Raw genomic sequence first — 15303 nt, forward strand, 5'->3', positions numbered from 1 at the left:
GCCGAAGACCGCCCCCTGGGGGGGGGTTGTTCCCCCCATCCTCTTCTTCCTCCCGGGAAACCCGAAACCCCCCGGGTGCCCCCCCCCCGGGACCCGCGCCCCCCCCCCCCCCCCCCGCGCCGGGCCCGCCCCGCCCCGCCGGCTCCGTGCCGCGCCCGCGCCCTCCCTCCCACGTCAGAGAAAGTCCGTACCAACTGACACGCGCAACCGAACGCCTGCCCGCACTTGGCGAGAACTCGGGTTTCCTCGCCCCCACCCCGGTCCAACCCCCCATGCTCCCGTCCCACCCACCCCACGCCCCCTCTCCCCACCCACCCACAAACCGGCCGCCGCACCGCTCCTGACCGGCATACGGCCCACCGGATCGAGGACCTCACGGGAGCACACACCGGCGCACCGACCCGGCAGACGCCCCTTCCCGGCATCACAGGCGCGTCCGGGCGCCCCAGGTGGTCACGCGGGCGCCCCGGGCGGTCACTCGGGCGGCCCGCGCGTCCCCGATGCCGGCGAGCGAGGACTTCGGGCGGTTCGCCCGGGACGGCGCCACCACCGTCTACTGGTTCCTCGGCTCCGTCGCCGCCACCGACTGGCGCGCCGCCCCCGGCACCGCCCCGCAGGAGAAGACCGCCGCCCTCCCGGCCAACCACGCCCCCGACTTCGCGCCCGCCCCCGACCCCACCCTCCGCCACGGCATCACCGCCACCGCCGCCGCCCTCGCCTGTCTCGGCAGCGCCCCCGCGAAGACCGCTCCCGCCCCCTAAGGTGAGAACACCGCCGCTCGGCGCCGGCCACCCTCCGGCGTACCGGACGACCCTCCCCGCCCGGCCTTCCCGTCCGGAGAACGGAGACGCACGATGCCGCTCGAATCCGACCCGCGGCGGGTGGACGACGAGCCGGCCGGGCCGGCCCCCTCCCGGTTCGGCCTCGACTGACCCCGTGCGCCCACCCCGCACCCCCGGCACCCCCGACACCGATCTGATCGTCGTCGGCGGCGGCCCGGCCGGCTGCGCCGCCGCCCGCATGGCCGCGAGCGTCGGCATGCGCTCGGTCCTGGTCGAGCCGGAAGCCCTGTGCCGCACCCTCCACCGCATCCCGGCGCTGGACAACGTCCTCGGTGGTCACACCAGCGGGCCCGGACTCGCCGGCACCATCGCCGCCGAGCTGCGGAGCACCGAACTGTGCCGCCTCGCACTCGGCCGGTACGCCACCGAGGTCCGCGCCCACGACGACCGGGTCACGGTCACGCTGTACACGGGTCTCCGCCTCACGGCCCCGCACACCGTCGTCGCCACCGGCACCGGTCCCCGCCGGCCTCGGGACGTCCCCTGGATCACCGCGCCGGTCGGCCCTGCCCTGCCCGCGCTCTGGCAGGCCGACGCGACCGAGGCGGAGGGCCGCACCCTGCTCGTCCTCGGCGGCGACCGCCCCCTCGGCACCTTCCTGCGCGCCCACCCGGCCACCGGCACCCGCCTGCTGGCGGCGTACCCGGAGGCCGACGACTACAAGACCGAGGAGATCCGCCACGACCCCCGCGTCGTCCTCCTCCCCGTCCGGCACCTCACCCTCCACCCACCTGCGGCCCGCCTCCTGGACCGCTCCGGCGGCCACCGCACCGTCACGGCGGACGCCGTCTTCCTCAACCTCGGCAACACCCCCGCCGCCCCGCCCGGCGACCTCGTCCGCGACGCGTCCGGCCACTGCCCGCCCGCCGCCCAGCACCCCCGCGTCCTCGTCGCCGGCGACCTCCGCTCCGCCTGCTTCCAGCGCGTCATGACCGCCTTCGGCTCCGGCACCGAAGCCGCCCTGCGCGCCTACTACTCGGCACGCGACCTGCCGGACGAGAACACCCCCTGAACGCCGTGGTCCCTTGGCCGTCCCGGAGCGGAGCCCGCGCGGTAAACCGCTTAGCGGGCCACCGCGACCACTGCTACGTTCCCCGAGGCCGTGCGAGACGACGAGGAGGTGGTACCCGTGAACGCAGTATCGACATGGGTGCTCCCCTCCGGGGTCATGGTCGGGCGATAGGTCGTCCGGGAGCGCCGTTCAAGAGCACTCCCGAAAGGCACGACCATGCGTTTCACTTCCGAGAAGCGTCTTGATGACGGCGTCCTCGAACGCGAATTCACCCTCGGCGAGATCCCCGGCACCCTGTGGACACCCGAAGCCGCCGCACCGGTCCCGCTGATCCTGATGGCCCACAACAACGGCCTGCCCAAGGGGCAACCCCGGCTGGTGGCCCGGGCCCGGCACACCGCGACACGCGGTTACGCGGTGGCCACCATCGATACTCCCGGATGCGGTGACCGTCCCCGTTCCGCCGCCGACGAGCAGGCCCGCGCCGACCTCCGCCGGGCGATGCGGACCGGTGAGCCGGCCGACGAGATCTTCGAGTCCCTCGTCGGCCCGCTGGTCGACAAGGCGGTCCCGGAATGGCAGGCCACCCTGGACGCCCTCCTCGCACTGCCCGGGATCGGCGGCCCGGTCGGGTACTCCGGGTGGACCGCTGTCGGCATCCGGCTGGCGGTGGCCGAGCCACGTATCGCGGCCGCCGATTTCTTCGCCGGGGGTTACGTGCCCCGCGCCCAGCGCCAGGAGGCCCGGCAGGTCACCGTCCCGCTGCTGTTCCTGCTGCAGTGGGACGACGAAGGGAACCCCCGGCAGCGGGCCCTGGACCTGTTCGACGCCTTCGGCAGCAGAGAGAAGACGCTGCACGCCAACATGGGCGGGCACATCGGCACCCCGTGGTTCGAGGTGGAGGACGCGGGCCGGTTCTACGACCGGCACCTGAAGTGAGCCCAGGCCGCCGGGCGGTCAGCGGACGCTGAGCGGTCGTCGGCCAGGACGCCGCTCGTCGGTCGGGGACGGGCCCCGGCTCCCCCGGCTCGCCGCGTCGTGGGCCCCTGCCGGCTCGGCAGGGGCCCACGACGGGCAAAGCCGGTACAGGGGCCTTCCGTTCTCGTGCGCGGAGCCGCGGCGGCCCGGCGCCTCGCGGTCCGGAAGTGCGACCGAACAGCGAGTGCCACTGCCCCAGCGTCGAGGGCGCCGGCCGCCGCGGGTCCCCTGTGGCGCGACTCACGCGGACTGGTTCGCGCCCCGCCGTACCTTCCGCAGCGGGGGCCCGTCCGCATCGAGGACCTGGTCCCGCGGAGCGCGACGGGCGAGAGCGCCCTCACCGCCCGGGACCGCGACCGGTGAACGTCGAAGGGCCCCACCGCGAACGGTGGGGCCCTTCGACATCGTGCCCGGTGAGGCACTGGCGGAGGATACGAGATTCGAACTCGTGAGGGGTTGCCCCCAACACGCTTTCCAAGCGTGCGCCCTAGGCCTCTAGGCGAATCCTCCGCCGCAAACAATACAAGACGTTGAGGCGTGCTCGCGAACTCGTTCGCCGGGGGGTGGATCGGGTAGGCTGTGCGGAGCCCCTCACGTGGCGCTATCTGACTGAACTCCCCCAGGGCCGGAAGGCAGCAAGGGTAGGTCGGCTCTGGCGGGTGCGTGGGGGGCGCTTGCGTTGGGGGAGGGAGCGGGCCGGGCCGGTTGTCGGTGGGGCCCGATATCGTCGTATGCGTGTCGTCCCTCGCGCTGTACCGCCGCTACCGCCCCGAGACCTTCGGTCAGGTCATCGGGCAGGAGCATGTCACCGACCCCCTGCAGCAGGCGCTGCGGAACAACCGGGTCAACCACGCGTATCTGTTCAGCGGGCCGCGCGGGTGCGGGAAGACGACGAGCGCCCGGATCCTGGCGCGCTGTCTGAACTGCGAGCAGGGCCCCACGCCGACGCCGTGCGGGGAGTGCCAGTCGTGCCAGGACCTCGCGCGCAACGGGCCGGGTTCGATCGACGTGATCGAGATCGACGCGGCCTCGCACGGTGGCGTGGACGACGCCCGTGATCTGCGGGAGAAGGCGTTCTTCGGGCCGGCCAGCAGCCGGTACAAGATCTACATCATCGACGAGGCCCACATGGTCACATCGGCGGGGTTCAACGCCCTGCTGAAGGTGGTCGAGGAGCCGCCGGAGCACCTGAAGTTCATCTTCGCGACCACCGAGCCCGAGAAGGTCATCGGGACGATCCGGTCGCGCACCCACCACTACCCGTTCCGGCTGGTGCCGCCCGGCACGCTGCGGGACTACCTGGGTGTGGTGTGCGGCGAGGAGAAGATCCCGGTCGCGGAGGGGGTGCTGCCGCTGGTGGTGCGGGCCGGGGCCGGGTCGGTGCGTGACTCGATGTCCGTGATGGACCAGCTGCTGGCCGGCGCCGCCGAGGACGGTGTGACGTACGCCATGGCGACGGCGCTCCTCGGTTATACGGACGGCTCCCTGCTGGACGCGGTGGTGGACGCCTTCGCCGCCGGGGACGGGGCGGCCGCGTTCGAGGTGGTGGACCGGGTCATCGAGGGCGGCAACGATCCGCGCCGGTTCGTCGCCGACCTGCTGGAGCGGCTGCGCGACCTGGTGATCCTGGCCGCCGTGCCGGACGCCACCGACAAGGGGCTGATCGACGCGCCCCAGGACGTGGTGGAGCGGATGCAGGCCCAGGCCTCGGTCTTCGGCGCGGCCGAGCTGAGCCGGGCCGCCGACCTGGTGAACGAGGGCCTCACCGAGATGCGCGGCGCCACCTCGCCGCGGCTCCAGCTGGAGCTGATCTGCGCCCGGGTACTGCTGCCCGCGGCCTTCGACGACGAGCGCTCGCTGCTGGCCCGGCTGGACCGGCTGGAGCGCGGCGCCGCCCTGGCCCCGGGCGGCATGCCCGGCGGCGGCGCCCCGGTGTTCCAGGCGCCCCCGCCCGGGCCCGTGCCGGGGTACGCCCCCGGGCCCGGCGCCCATGCCCCCGTACCGCCCGTCGGGGGCCCGGCCCCGGTGCCCGCCCCCGTGCCCGAGCCGCAGGCACCGCCCGCCGCCGCGCCCGAGCAGCAGCCGGCCGGCGCCCAGCAGTCCGCGCCCCAGCAGACCGGGGAGCCCGAGCCGCAGGAGGCTCCGCCGGCCGGGCGCCCCGGGGCCTGGCCGTCGGCCTCGTCGCCCGGCTCCCGCGCCCCCGGCCGGCAGCCCGGCGGCTGGCCCACCGCCTCCGCGCCCGGCCAGGGTGCGCCCGCGCCCCAGCAGCAGGCCCCGCAGCCGGCCCAGCCGCCGCAGCCCCAGCCCGGCCAGGGACAGAGCCAGGGACAGAGCCAGGGACAGAGCCAGGGGCAGGGGCAGGCGCAGCCGGGGATGGCGCAGGGCGCCGCCCAGGTGCGGAACATGTGGGACTCCATCCTGGAGGCGGTCAAGAACCGGCGTCGCTTCACCTGGATCCTGCTCAGCCAGAACGCGCAGGTCGCCGGGTTCGACGGCACCACCCTCCAGCTCGGCTTCCTCAACGCCGGCGCGCGCGACAACTTCACGAGCAGCGGCAGCGAGGACGTGCTGAAGCAGGCGCTGGCCGAGCAGTTCAACGTCCACTGGAAGATCGAGGCCATCGTCGATCCGTCCGGCGGCAGCGGCGGCCCGGGCTCCGGCGGCACCGGCGGCTACAGCGGCGGCGGCCAGGGCGGCTTCGGCGGCGGGGGCGCGCCCGCGGCCGGCGGTCCCGGCGGATTCGGCACCGCACCGGCCGGCGGCAGCAGCGCCTACGGCAGCGGCGGCGGTCACGGCGGTGGCTCCGGATCCGGCGGCGCCCCGGCCGGCTCCTCCGCGTTCGGCGGCGCCGCCACCCCCGCCGCCCCGGCCCCCGGTGGCGCCCGGCCGGCCCCGGCGTCCGCCCCGGCCGCCGCACCCCGGCCCGCGCCGGAGCAGTACCGGGAGGCGTCCCCGGAGCGGTCCCGGCCCCCGGCCGAGCCCGCGCCGCCGCGCCCCGGCAGCCCGCCCCCGGTGGCGCTGGAGGACGACATGCCGGAGGACGACGATCCGGACCTGGTCGACAACGCGCTCTCCGGCCACGACCTGATCGTCCGCGAGCTGGGCGCGACCGTGGTGGAGGAGTACCCGAACCAGTAGGGACGCCGGGGACCGGGCCGGTCGGGACCGGATCGGCCCGGACCGGGCGGACCGAAACCGGGTCCGGCCTGGCCGGCATACCCGGAACGGGACAGTCTCTGGAGGAAGCTCCAAAGCCGTGGCGGCGGGGGCCTCGGTGGCCCGCACAAGGGGCACCCCGCGCCGCGGGCTACCCTGGCTGCCGTGAAGGTCCTCGTCATCGGCGGCGGCGCCCGCGAACACGCCCTGTGCCGCTCCCTCTCCCTCGATCCCGACGTCACCGCTCTGCACTGCGCGCCCGGCAACGCCGGAATCGCGGAGGTCGCGGAGCTCCACCCGGTGGACGCCCTCGACGGCGCCGCCGTCGCCCGCCTCGCCGGTGAACTGGCGGCCGACCTGGTCGTCGTCGGCCCGGAGGCGCCGCTGGTCGCCGGGGTGGCCGACGCCGTCCGCGCGGCCGGCATCCCCTGCTTCGGCCCGTCCCGGGAGGCGGCGCTGCTGGAGGGCTCCAAGGCGTTCGCCAAGGACGTGATGGCCTCCGCCGGCGTCCCCACCGCCCGCAGTTACGTCTGTGCCACGCCCGAGGAGATCGACCGGGCGCTGGACGCCTTCGGTGCCCCGTACGTGGTCAAGGACGACGGTCTGGCGGCGGGCAAGGGCGTGGTGGTCACCGCCGACGCGGCGCAGGCACGGGCGCACGCGCTCTCCTGCGAGCGGGTGGTGATCGAGGAGTATCTGGACGGCCCCGAGGTCTCGCTCTTCGCGATCACCGACGGCACCACCGTGCTGCCGCTCACCCCGGCCCAGGACTTCAAGCGCGCGCTCGACGGCGACGAGGGTCCCAACACCGGTGGCATGGGCGCCTATTCGCCGCTGCCGTGGGCCGATCCCAAGCTCGTGGACGAGGTGCTGGCGAGCGTCCTCCAGCCGACCGTGGACGAACTCCGCCGCCGGGGCACGCCGTTCACCGGTCTGCTGTACGCGGGCCTGGCGATCACCGGCAGGGGCGTACGGGTCATCGAGTTCAACGCCCGCTTCGGGGACCCCGAGACCCAGGTGGTGCTGGCCCGGCTCCGCACCCCGCTCGCCGGGCCGCTGCTGCGGGCGGCCGATGGGACCCTGGCCGACCAGCCCCCGCTGCGCTGGCACGAGGACGCCGCCGTCACCGTGGTCGTGGCCTCGCACAACTACCCCGGCACCCCCCGGACCGGTGACCCGATCGAGGGGCTTGACGAGGTGGCGGCGGAGGACGCCCCGTACGCGTACGTCCTCCACGCCGGCACCCGCCGGGAGGGCGACGCGGTGGTCAGCGCCGGCGGCCGGGTGCTCTCGGTCACCGCCACCGGCAAGGACCTGACCCAGGCCCGGGAGCGGGCGTACGCGGCGGTGGCCCGCATCCGGCTGGACGGCGCCCAGCACCGTACGGACATCGCGCGCGAGGCCGCCGGGGAGTGAACCCGCGAACGCGCGACCGGGCGGTCGCGCGGGGCGCACATTCGCTCGGCCGCTCATGCGTAAGGGGGGGGCATGGCCGTGCGGTCGTACGGACTGCACCTCGGACCATCGGGTGGTCGGGCGGTCGTACGGCCGGGGGAATCGCGCGGTCGGGCGGGAGCGCGAGCGGGAGTGCGGCCGGGAACACGGTCGGGAGCACAGGCGGAGATGCGGGCGGTGTGCGGACGCGCGGTCGCGCACAAGCCCGGGGCGTGCGCAAGGGCGCGGGGGAGTGAACCCCGCGGTTCCGGGAAGCGCATCACCTTTGCCCAAAGCCATTCCATCGAGTGACCGCTAGGCCATCCGAATGACGCCTGCCGGCGCCCCAACTAGGGTGCCGCGCAGGCGTTCCGGCATGTTCCGGCACTTGGCCCACCGGCATTGCGATGTCAGTGACGGGTGCCACAGTGGGGGAGTGACCAACACCACCGCGAGGCAGTCCGCCGCAGGGCGGGAGGGGGTGACGTACGGCCGTGTCCACAACCGGTACGAGCGAGGCGAGCGGTTCCGGCATGTCCGGTCCGGGTGACGAGCGGGGCGCGCGGGCCGCGCACGCCCGGGCCCTCGCGGTGCTGCGGGTGCGCGCCCGGGCGACGGCGCTGGCGCTGCTCCCGGCGGCCCTCGCCGTGGTGCTGCTGGCCGGCGGAGCGCTGGGCCGGCTGCCCGGCCCCGGCTGGGACACGGCCCGCTGGGCGGTGTCGGCGGTGGCCGTGGTGGTGCTGGCGGTGGCGGGCGCGGTGGCGGCGGTGATCACCCGCGCCCGGCCGGCCCTCAGCCCCACGGTCCAGCTCAGCCGCGAGTCGGCCCCCGATCTGTACCGGATGGTCCAGGACCTGGCCGGCCGGCTGGAGGTGCCCGCCCCCTCCGCGATAGCGCTGACCCCGGACTGCGACAGCTGGCTGGAGGACCGTACGCACCCGGCCCACCGGCCGGCCGGTGGCACCGGGGGCCGACCGGCCGGCGGCGCTCCCGTGCTGGTCATCGGCTCCCCGTTCCTGTGGTGGATGCGGGTGGCCGAGCTGCGGGCGGTGCTGGCCCCGGTCGTCGCCGGCACGGGGCCCTCCGCCCACCCCGACATAGCCGCCGCCCGCCGGTTCGTCCGGGGGCTGGACGCGGCCGCGGCGGCGACCGCCCGGCCGGACACCGGTCCGCTGCGGCGGCCGGCCTGCCGGCTGGTCGGCGCGGTGGTACGGGCGCTGCTGCGGAGTTGCGCGGTCCACGCCGCCGAGATGGAGCGGGGCGTGGCGGCGGCCGCCTCCGAGCGGGCCCGGACGGTCGACTACGGGATGCGGATCGTCGCCCAGGAGCAGGTCGGGCTGGCGTACGCCGGCTGGGACCGGCTGCTCACCCGGGTCGCGCTGCCCGCCTGGCGGATGGGGCGCTGGCCGTCCCGGCTGGACGCGGGCGTGGTCTCGGCGCTCACCGAGCTGTCCCGCCGCGACCGGCTGGCGGCGGACGGTTTCTCCTCCCGGCTGGGTGAGCGGCCCGCCTGCGACCTGCTGGAGGAACCGGGCGCGGTGGACGAGGCCACCTCGCTGCTCGCCGCCCGGCTGTTCCACGGCGGCCCCCCGGCGTCCGGGCCCGGCTGGGCCCCGGTCGACTGGCAGCGTTACCCGGAGGAGGTGGTGGACCGCAAGTGGCGCACCGAGGCCGCCCGGCTCCACCGGGTGCTGGACCGGCTGGGCGTCCGGCGCGGCGCGGAGGCCACCCTGACCCGGGTGCTCGACCACCTGGCCACCGCCCGCAACGGCGAGACCCTGGCGGCGGCGATCAGCGCGGAGCTGGCCCGCGAGGAGACCGCCCCCGGCCTCCCCGGCGCCCCTGGCCCTCCCGGTGCTTCCGCACTCGGTGCTCCCGGACTTCCCGGAGCGCCCGGCGGCGCCCCCGCCCACGCGCTCCCGGACGCCGGTACGCCCCCGGCCCCGGCTTCCGGTACGGCCCCGGCTTCCGGTACGGCCCCGGCTTCCGGTACGGCTCCGAGCCCGGCGCCCGACCCGGCCCCGGCCCCGGGTGCCGCCGGGGCCACCGGGTCCGCCCGCTCCACGCCCGGCGCGGCCCCGCACGCGCCCGCCCCGGACCGGTGTCCCGCCGATCCGGAGACGGCCGAGCGGTGTCCCGCCGCCGGGGCGCGCCCCGCCGACCCGGACCCAGGTGGTACCGGAGGTATGTCCTCGCCGGCGCCGCTGCCCGAACTGCTGGGCGGCGACCCGCTGCCGCTGTTCCCGCTGGGGCCGCCGCGCACGGGGCGGGAGCTGCTGGCCGACCATGTGACCGCCATGGTCTGCTGCGCGGCCGTCGACACCGCCGGTGCCGCCCCGGGGCTGGACTGGCTGGACGGACCCGCCCTGCTGGTCGACGGCGAGCGCCGGTCGGATCTGGGACCGGGGGTCCTGGCCCTGGTCGAGGACGCCGATCCCGAACCGCTCCTCGCCTGGCTGGCCTCGATCGGCATACGTCCGGAACTGCCCGTCCGTCTCGGATGACGGGGCAGCGCGCGGGGGCGTGAAAGGGGCAGGGGGCGCGCGCTGAGCGGAATGCACCGTTCCGATCACGCTGAAGAGCGCCGTACGGTGACGGGATGGGTGCGTAATGTGATGTGCTGAGTCCTCGCCGACCGGTCATCGGTCGGCCGGACGGGTGACCGCCGTCCGGCCTGCCGGCCCGGGCCCCGGCGGGACCGGTCGGGTGGCCGGGCCGGCCGAGCTGTCGGACGGGGGCGACGCCACGGTCCGCACACCACCGAGCGCGAGAAAACAGTCCGGAAATCCAGCGGTTCGGCGGTTGCGGTTCAGCGGTCCAGCACTCCAGAGATCCAGCAGCCCGGCAGTCCGGAGACCCGTTCAGAGGCCCAGACCCAGCAGTTCAGCAGTTCAGCAGTTCAGTAGTCCGGCAGTTGAGAAGCTCAGCAGTCCAGCGGCAGCAGGTCAGACACCGGTCACGGGGGAACCGAGGGAGGGGCACCATGGGGGCGGCACAGATCCGGCGGTGGGAATCGGGCGCGCTCGCCCACGCCGTCAGTGACCCGTTCGGTCAGGGCCCGCTGCCCTGGCTGCGCGGCTCCGAGCAGTACTTCGACGACACCGGGCAGGTCGTGCCCTGGTACGCGGACGAGACCTACGCCCGTGGCGGCACCGGCGGGCCCCGCTCCGCCGACGATGTGCGCCGGCAGATCAAGGGCTTCGCCTCCTCCGGGGCGGTGGCGCCCGGTGAGGCCATCGACTTCCATGTCACGGTGAACCCGCCCCAGGAGTTCTCGCTCGACATCTACCGGATCGGGCACTACGCGGGCGAGGGCGCGTCCAAGATCATCACCAGTCCGCGGGTCTCCGGCATCGTCCAGCCCGCGCCGCTCACCGCCGACCGCACCGTCTCCTGCCACAACTGGTGGCAGTCCTCGCGGCTCCAGGTGCCGGACTACTGGCCGATCGGCGCCTATGTGGCCGTCCTCACCACCCTGGACGGCTACCGCTCCCACATTCCGTTCACCGTCCGCGACAGTCACCCCGCCGACCTGCTCCTGCTGCTCCCGGACATCACCTGGCAGGCGTACAACCTCTATCCGGAGGACGGCCACACCGGTGCGAGCCTCTACCACGCCTGGGACGAGGAGGGCCGGCTGCTCGGCGAGGAGGACGCGGCGACCACCGTCTCGTTCGAGCGGCCCTACGCCGGGGCCGGGCTGCCGCTCCATGTGGGGCACGCGTACGACTTCATCCGCTGGGCCGAGCGGTACGGCTACGACCTCGCCTACGCGGACGCCCGGGACCTGCACGCCGGCCGGGTCGATCCCACCCGCTACCGGGGGCTGATCTTCCCGGGCCACGACGAGTACTGGTCGGTGCCCATGCGCCGTACCGTCGAGCAGGCCCGCGACCACGGCACCTCGCTGGTGTTCCTCTCCGCCAACACCATGTACTGGCAGGTGGAGCTGTCGCCGTCGCCGTCCGGGGAGCCCGACCGGCTGCTCAGCTGCCGCAAGCGGCGCGGCCCCGGCAGACCGGCGCTCTGGCGCGAGGTGGACCGCCCGGAGCAGCAGCTGCTCGGCATCCAGTACGCCGGGCGGGTGCCCGAGCCGCACCCCCTGGTCGTCCGCAACGCCGACCACTGGCTCTGGGAGGCCACCGGCGCGGGCGAGGGCGACGAGCTGCCCGGCCTGGTCGCCGGGGAGGCCGACCGGTACTTCCCGCGCACGGCGCTGCCCGAGCACGAGAGCCGCATCCTGCTCGCCCATTCGCCGTACCGGGACAGCGAGGGCGCCACCCGGTTCCAGGAGACCTCGCTCTACCGGGCCCCCTCCGGCGCCCTGGTCTTCGCCTCCGGCACCTTCGCCTGGTCCCCGGCGCTGGACCGGCCGGGCCATGTCGATCCCCGTATCCAGCGCGCCACCGCCAACCTGCTGGACCGGATCTGCAAACGCGACTAGACCCGGCACCCGAAGGACCGCCCGACCCCTGAGGAGCGCCCGGGCGCGCGACCGGCCGCCCCCGGGCGGAAGCGGTCCGGGCCATGCGGGAGAATCGGAGCCGACTGGAGAGAAACACCGGAGGGAACCGTGACCGGATTCGTCGAAAAGCCCGAGCCGGTGCAGGTGCCGGGGCTGGTGCATCTGCACACCGGCAAGGTGCGGGACCTGTACCGCAACGAGGCGGGCGACCTGGTGATGGTGGCCAGCGACCGCATCTCCGCCTATGACTGGGTGCTGCCCACCGAGATCCCCGACAAGGGCCGGGTGCTCACCCAGCTCTCGCTCTGGTGGTTCGACCGGCTGGCCGACCTGGTTCCGCACCATGTGATCTCCACCGAGCTGCCCCCCGGCGCCCCCGCCGACTGGGCGGGCCGCACCCTGGTCTGCTCGGCGCTGCGGATGGTGCCGGTCGAGTGCGTGGCGCGCGGCTACCTCACCGGCTCGGGGCTGGTCGAGTACGACCGTTCGCGTACGGTCTGCGGCCTCGCGCTGCCCGAGGGCCTCAGCGACGGCTCCGAGCTCCCGGCGCCGATCTTCACCCCCGCCACCAAGGCGGCGGTGGGGGAGCACGACGAGAACGTCTCGTACGAGGAGGTCGCCCGCCAGGTCGGCGCGGAGACCGCCGCCCAGCTGCGCCAGGCAACCCTGGCCGTCTACAGCCGGGCCCGCGACCTCGCCCGGGAGCGCGGCATCGTCCTGGCCGACACCAAGCTGGAGTTCGGCTACGACGGCGACCGGCTGGTGCTCGCGGACGAGGTGCTGACGCCCGACTCCTCACGCTTCTGGCCCGCCGCCACCTGGGAGCCGGGCCGCCCCCAGCCGTCGTACGACAAGCAGTACGTACGGGACTGGCTGACCGACCCGTCCACCGGCTGGGACCGCCACGGCGAGCTGGCGCCGCCCCCGCTGCCGCCGGAGGTCGTGGCGGCCACCCGGGCCCGGTATGTGGAGGCGTACGAGCAGCTGACCGGCGTGCCCTGGCAGTAGCGGCGCCGCAGGGCGCCTCCCGGCCGGGCAGCCCCCGCCCCCGCGGGCGGGCCGCCCGGCCGGGGCGCGGGCGGTGGCGGGAGCACGACGAAGCCCCCGGTCCGGGGACCGGGGGCTTCGTGCACCGAGCGGACGACGAGACTCGAACTCGCGACATCCACCTTGGCAAGGTGGTGCTCTACCAACTGAGCTACGTCCGCATGCGCCGTGGCGCGGGGACCACTATACCCAACCGCGCTCCCGGGCGAGACGCGCCGCCGTGTGCCGGTTCTCCGCACCCAGCTTGGCGGCGGCGGAGGAGAGGTAATTGCGCACCGTCCCGGGGGAGAGCGCGGCCCGTGCGGCGATCTCCGTGACCGGCGCCCCGTCCGCCGCCAGCTCCAGTACCTCGGCCTCCCGGACGGTCAGCGGCGAGTCGCCGGCCGAGATGGCGTCGGCCGCCAACTCCGGGTCCACATAACGGTTTCCGGCGTGCACGGTACGGATGATCTCGGCCAGCCGCTGGGCGCTGACGGTCTTCGGGACGAAGCCGCGCACCCCGGCCGCGAGCGCCCGCTTGAGGTGGCCGGGGCGGCCGTGACTGGTCACGATCATGGTGCGGCAGCCGGGCAGTTCGGACCGCAGCAGTGTGGCGACCTTCACACCGTCCGCCCCCGGCATCTGGAGGTCCAGCACCGCCACGTCCGGGCGGTGGGCGCGGGCCATCGCCAGCGCCTCGGGTCCGGACGCCGCCTCCGCGACCACGTACAGGTCGTCCTCCAGGCCCAGCAGCGCCGCCAGGGCGCCCCGGATCAGATGCTCGTCGTCGGCCAGCAGCACCCGCACGGCATCCCCGCCCGGGCCGCCGGGCTCCGTGCCCGGGCCATCGAACCCCGTACGCCGGCCACCGGGCTCCGTACCCGGGCCACCGAACCCCGGACGCCGGCCGCCGGGCGCCGTAACCGGTCCGCCGGACTCCGTGCCCCGGCCGCCGGGCTCCGTCCCCCTGTCCGGCCCCGCGCCCCCGCCGGTGGGTCCGTCGGGGCCGCCGGCGGGGGCCCCGCCCGGGCCGGCCGGCGCCGGCGTCCCGTTCCGCTCGCCACTCATGTCCGTCCGTCCTCCACTTCCGTACGCCCGTACCACCGTCCCGCACCGGGATTCCCGTCTTCCCCGCCGCCCGTACCCGGCGGCGTCACCGGCACCCGGGCGGTCACCCGGAACCGGTCGTCGCCGAGCCGCCCGGCCGCCAGCGCGCCGTCCAGCGCGGCCAGCCGCTCCCGCAGCCCGGCCAGCCCCGAACCGGGTCCGGGCAAGCCCCGGCTCGCGGGCGCACCGGAGGGGCCCCCGTCGCCGGTGAGCCCGTCGTTCTCCACCACCAGCACCGCGCAGCCGTCCTCCGCCGACACCGCGACCGACACCGTGCACCGGCGGGCGTCGCTGTGCCGGAGCACATTGGTGGTGGCCTCCCGGACCACCCAGCCGAGCGCCGACTGCACCGCCGCCGGCCATGTCCCGGCGCCGCCCGCCTCGACCACGCAGGCGATGCCCGCCGCGGCCAGGATGCTCCGGGCGCCCTCCAGTTCGGTGCCGAGATCCGCCTCGCGGTAGCCCCGTACGACGTCCCGCACCTCCCGCTGGGACTCCCGGGCGATCCGCTGGACCTCGGTCATCTCGTCCGCCGCCCGCTCCTGGGCACCGCGCCGGGCCAGTCGCACCGCCAGCTCGCTCTTGAGCGCGATCACCGACAGATTGCGGCCCAGCACATCGTGGAGGTCCCGCCCGAACCGCAGCCGCTCCTCCGCCACCGCGAGCCGGGCCTGCAATTCCCGCGCCGCGTCCAGCTGCCAGACCGCTTTCACCAGCCACGCGGAGAAGCCGCTGGTGAAAGCGAGGCCCAGCCCGGCGCAGCAGACGCCGATCAGCAGGGCGAGGGCCCCGGTGGCGGGCAGCCCCAACGCCAGCGCGACGAGCGGGGCCGCCGTCGACGTGGCGAGGACCAGATACAGCATGTGCCGCGCCCGCCGGAGGCAGAGCACCAGCCCGGCGATGCCGAACGCGAGCAGGAAGACCACCGACACCACGGCCGGCGTCGTGTCGCCGGTTCCGTCCGGCCGGTGGAACAGCAGGATCGCGCAGGCGCCGCCGCCCGTGATCACCGCGTACGCCGCCATGAGCCGGTACGGTCGCTCCCGGCGGCCCAGCGCCCAGTCCAGCGCCCGGGAGCAGAGCCATCCGAAGGTGAGGGCGTGCGCGAAGACCAGCAGCGCCCAGAGCGTCGGGCGGCCGCCCGCGAGCAGCGCGGAGCCCATCTCCATCACCACGAAGAGGTGGAACGACCACCGGGTGTAGAGCTCGACCTTCTCCGGATTGCTCCGGCCGCTCCACCATCCGGTCAGCCGCCTCATGGCCCCGCTCCGTCTTCCGTCGTC

10 protein-coding genes, 2 tRNA genes and 1 other RNA gene are annotated in these 15303 nt (G+C 75.4%); 9 read left to right on the plus strand and 4 right to left on the minus strand.

All coding sequences use genetic code 11. The annotated features are described in order from the left end of the window. Positions 1–500: 500 nt before the first annotated feature. The 3 genes from NX801_RS24895 to NX801_RS24905 all read left to right on the plus strand — a co-directional run bounded on the left by NX801_RS24895 (position 501) and on the right by NX801_RS24905 (position 2793). Positions 501–761, plus strand: coding sequence for a hypothetical protein (locus NX801_RS24895; protein ID WP_258790148.1), 261 nt, complete (start codon positions 501–503; stop codon positions 759–761). Positions 762–936: 175 nt separating this feature from the next. Next, entirely contained in the window at positions 937–1854 is a 918-nt protein-coding gene (locus NX801_RS24900; RefSeq protein WP_258790149.1) for an FAD-dependent oxidoreductase, read from the plus strand. Positions 1855–2070: 216 nt separating this feature from the next. After that, positions 2071–2793, plus strand: coding sequence for a dienelactone hydrolase family protein (locus NX801_RS24905; protein ID WP_258790150.1), 723 nt, complete (start codon positions 2071–2073; stop codon positions 2791–2793). Positions 2794–3254: 461 nt separating this feature from the next. Here the strand turns inward: NX801_RS24905 and NX801_RS24910 are convergent. Beyond that, positions 3255–3342 (minus strand) — tRNA-Ser (locus tag NX801_RS24910). A gap of 72 nt (positions 3343–3414) precedes the next feature. On the opposite strand from NX801_RS24910, the gene ffs reads away from it, so the two are divergent. The 6 genes from ffs (at position 3415) to NX801_RS24940 (ending at position 12895) form a co-directional block, all read left to right on the plus strand. Beyond that, positions 3415–3513: signal recognition particle sRNA small type (ffs, locus tag NX801_RS24915), an RNA gene on the plus strand. A gap of 54 nt (positions 3514–3567) precedes the next feature. After that, the gene (locus NX801_RS24920; RefSeq protein WP_258790151.1) at positions 3568–5970 is read left to right on the plus strand and encodes a DNA polymerase III subunit gamma and tau; all 2403 of its coding nucleotides are present in this window, start codon (positions 3568–3570) and stop codon (positions 5968–5970) included. Positions 5971–6153: 183 nt separating this feature from the next. Continuing rightward, positions 6154–7404, plus strand: coding sequence for a phosphoribosylamine--glycine ligase (purD, locus tag NX801_RS24925; protein WP_258790152.1), 1251 nt, complete (start codon positions 6154–6156; stop codon positions 7402–7404). 551 nt (positions 7405–7955) lie between these two features. Further along, positions 7956–9926 carry a hypothetical protein gene (locus NX801_RS24930; RefSeq protein WP_258790206.1) on the plus strand — a complete coding sequence of 657 codons (1971 nt, stop codon included), beginning with the start codon at positions 7956–7958 and terminating at the stop codon, positions 9924–9926. Between the two features lie 479 nt (positions 9927–10405). Beyond that, a complete protein-coding gene (locus NX801_RS24935; RefSeq protein WP_258790153.1) occupies positions 10406–11866 on the plus strand; it encodes a N,N-dimethylformamidase beta subunit family domain-containing protein in 1461 nt (486 codons plus the stop codon). Between the two features lie 129 nt (positions 11867–11995). Beyond that, positions 11996–12895: a phosphoribosylaminoimidazolesuccinocarboxamide synthase gene (locus NX801_RS24940; protein WP_258790154.1), complete on the plus strand. Its 900-nt coding sequence runs from the start codon at positions 11996–11998 to the stop codon at positions 12893–12895. 127 nt (positions 12896–13022) lie between these two features. Here the strand turns inward: NX801_RS24940 and NX801_RS24945 are convergent. The 3 genes from NX801_RS24945 to NX801_RS24955 all read right to left on the minus strand — a co-directional run bounded on the left by NX801_RS24945 (position 13023) and on the right by NX801_RS24955 (position 15279). Then, positions 13023–13095, minus strand: a tRNA-Gly gene (locus tag NX801_RS24945). Between the two features lie 22 nt (positions 13096–13117). Next, on the minus strand, positions 13118–13720 hold the full coding sequence (locus tag NX801_RS24950; RefSeq protein ID WP_258790155.1) for a response regulator transcription factor: 603 nt from the start codon (positions 13718–13720) through the stop codon (positions 13118–13120). Positions 13721–13977: 257 nt separating this feature from the next. Further along, a complete protein-coding gene (locus NX801_RS24955; RefSeq protein WP_258790156.1) occupies positions 13978–15279 on the minus strand; it encodes a sensor histidine kinase in 1302 nt (433 codons plus the stop codon). Positions 15280–15303: the final 24 nt, after the last annotated feature.

It is taken from the genome of Streptomyces pyxinae, from assembly GCF_024756275.1.
Lineage (GTDB): Bacteria > Actinomycetota > Actinomycetes > Streptomycetales > Streptomycetaceae > Streptomyces > Streptomyces pyxinae.

Bases quoted from the DNA above. Each gene is read 5' to 3' on its own strand.
- NX801_RS24930 (WP_258790206.1), top strand. From the start codon at position 7,956: ATGTCCGGTCCGGGTGACGAGCGGGGCGCGCGGGCCGCGCACGCCCGG.
- NX801_RS24935 (WP_258790153.1), top strand. From the start codon at position 10,406: ATGGGGGCGGCACAGATCCGGCGGTGGGAATCGGGCGCGCTCGCCCAC.
- NX801_RS24895 (WP_258790148.1), top strand. From the start codon at position 501: ATGCCGGCGAGCGAGGACTTCGGGCGGTTCGCCCGGGACGGCGCCACC.
- NX801_RS24955 (WP_258790156.1), bottom strand. From the start codon at position 15,279: ATGAGGCGGCTGACCGGATGGTGGAGCGGCCGGAGCAATCCGGAGAAG.
- NX801_RS24905 (WP_258790150.1), top strand. From the start codon at position 2,071: ATGCGTTTCACTTCCGAGAAGCGTCTTGATGACGGCGTCCTCGAACGC.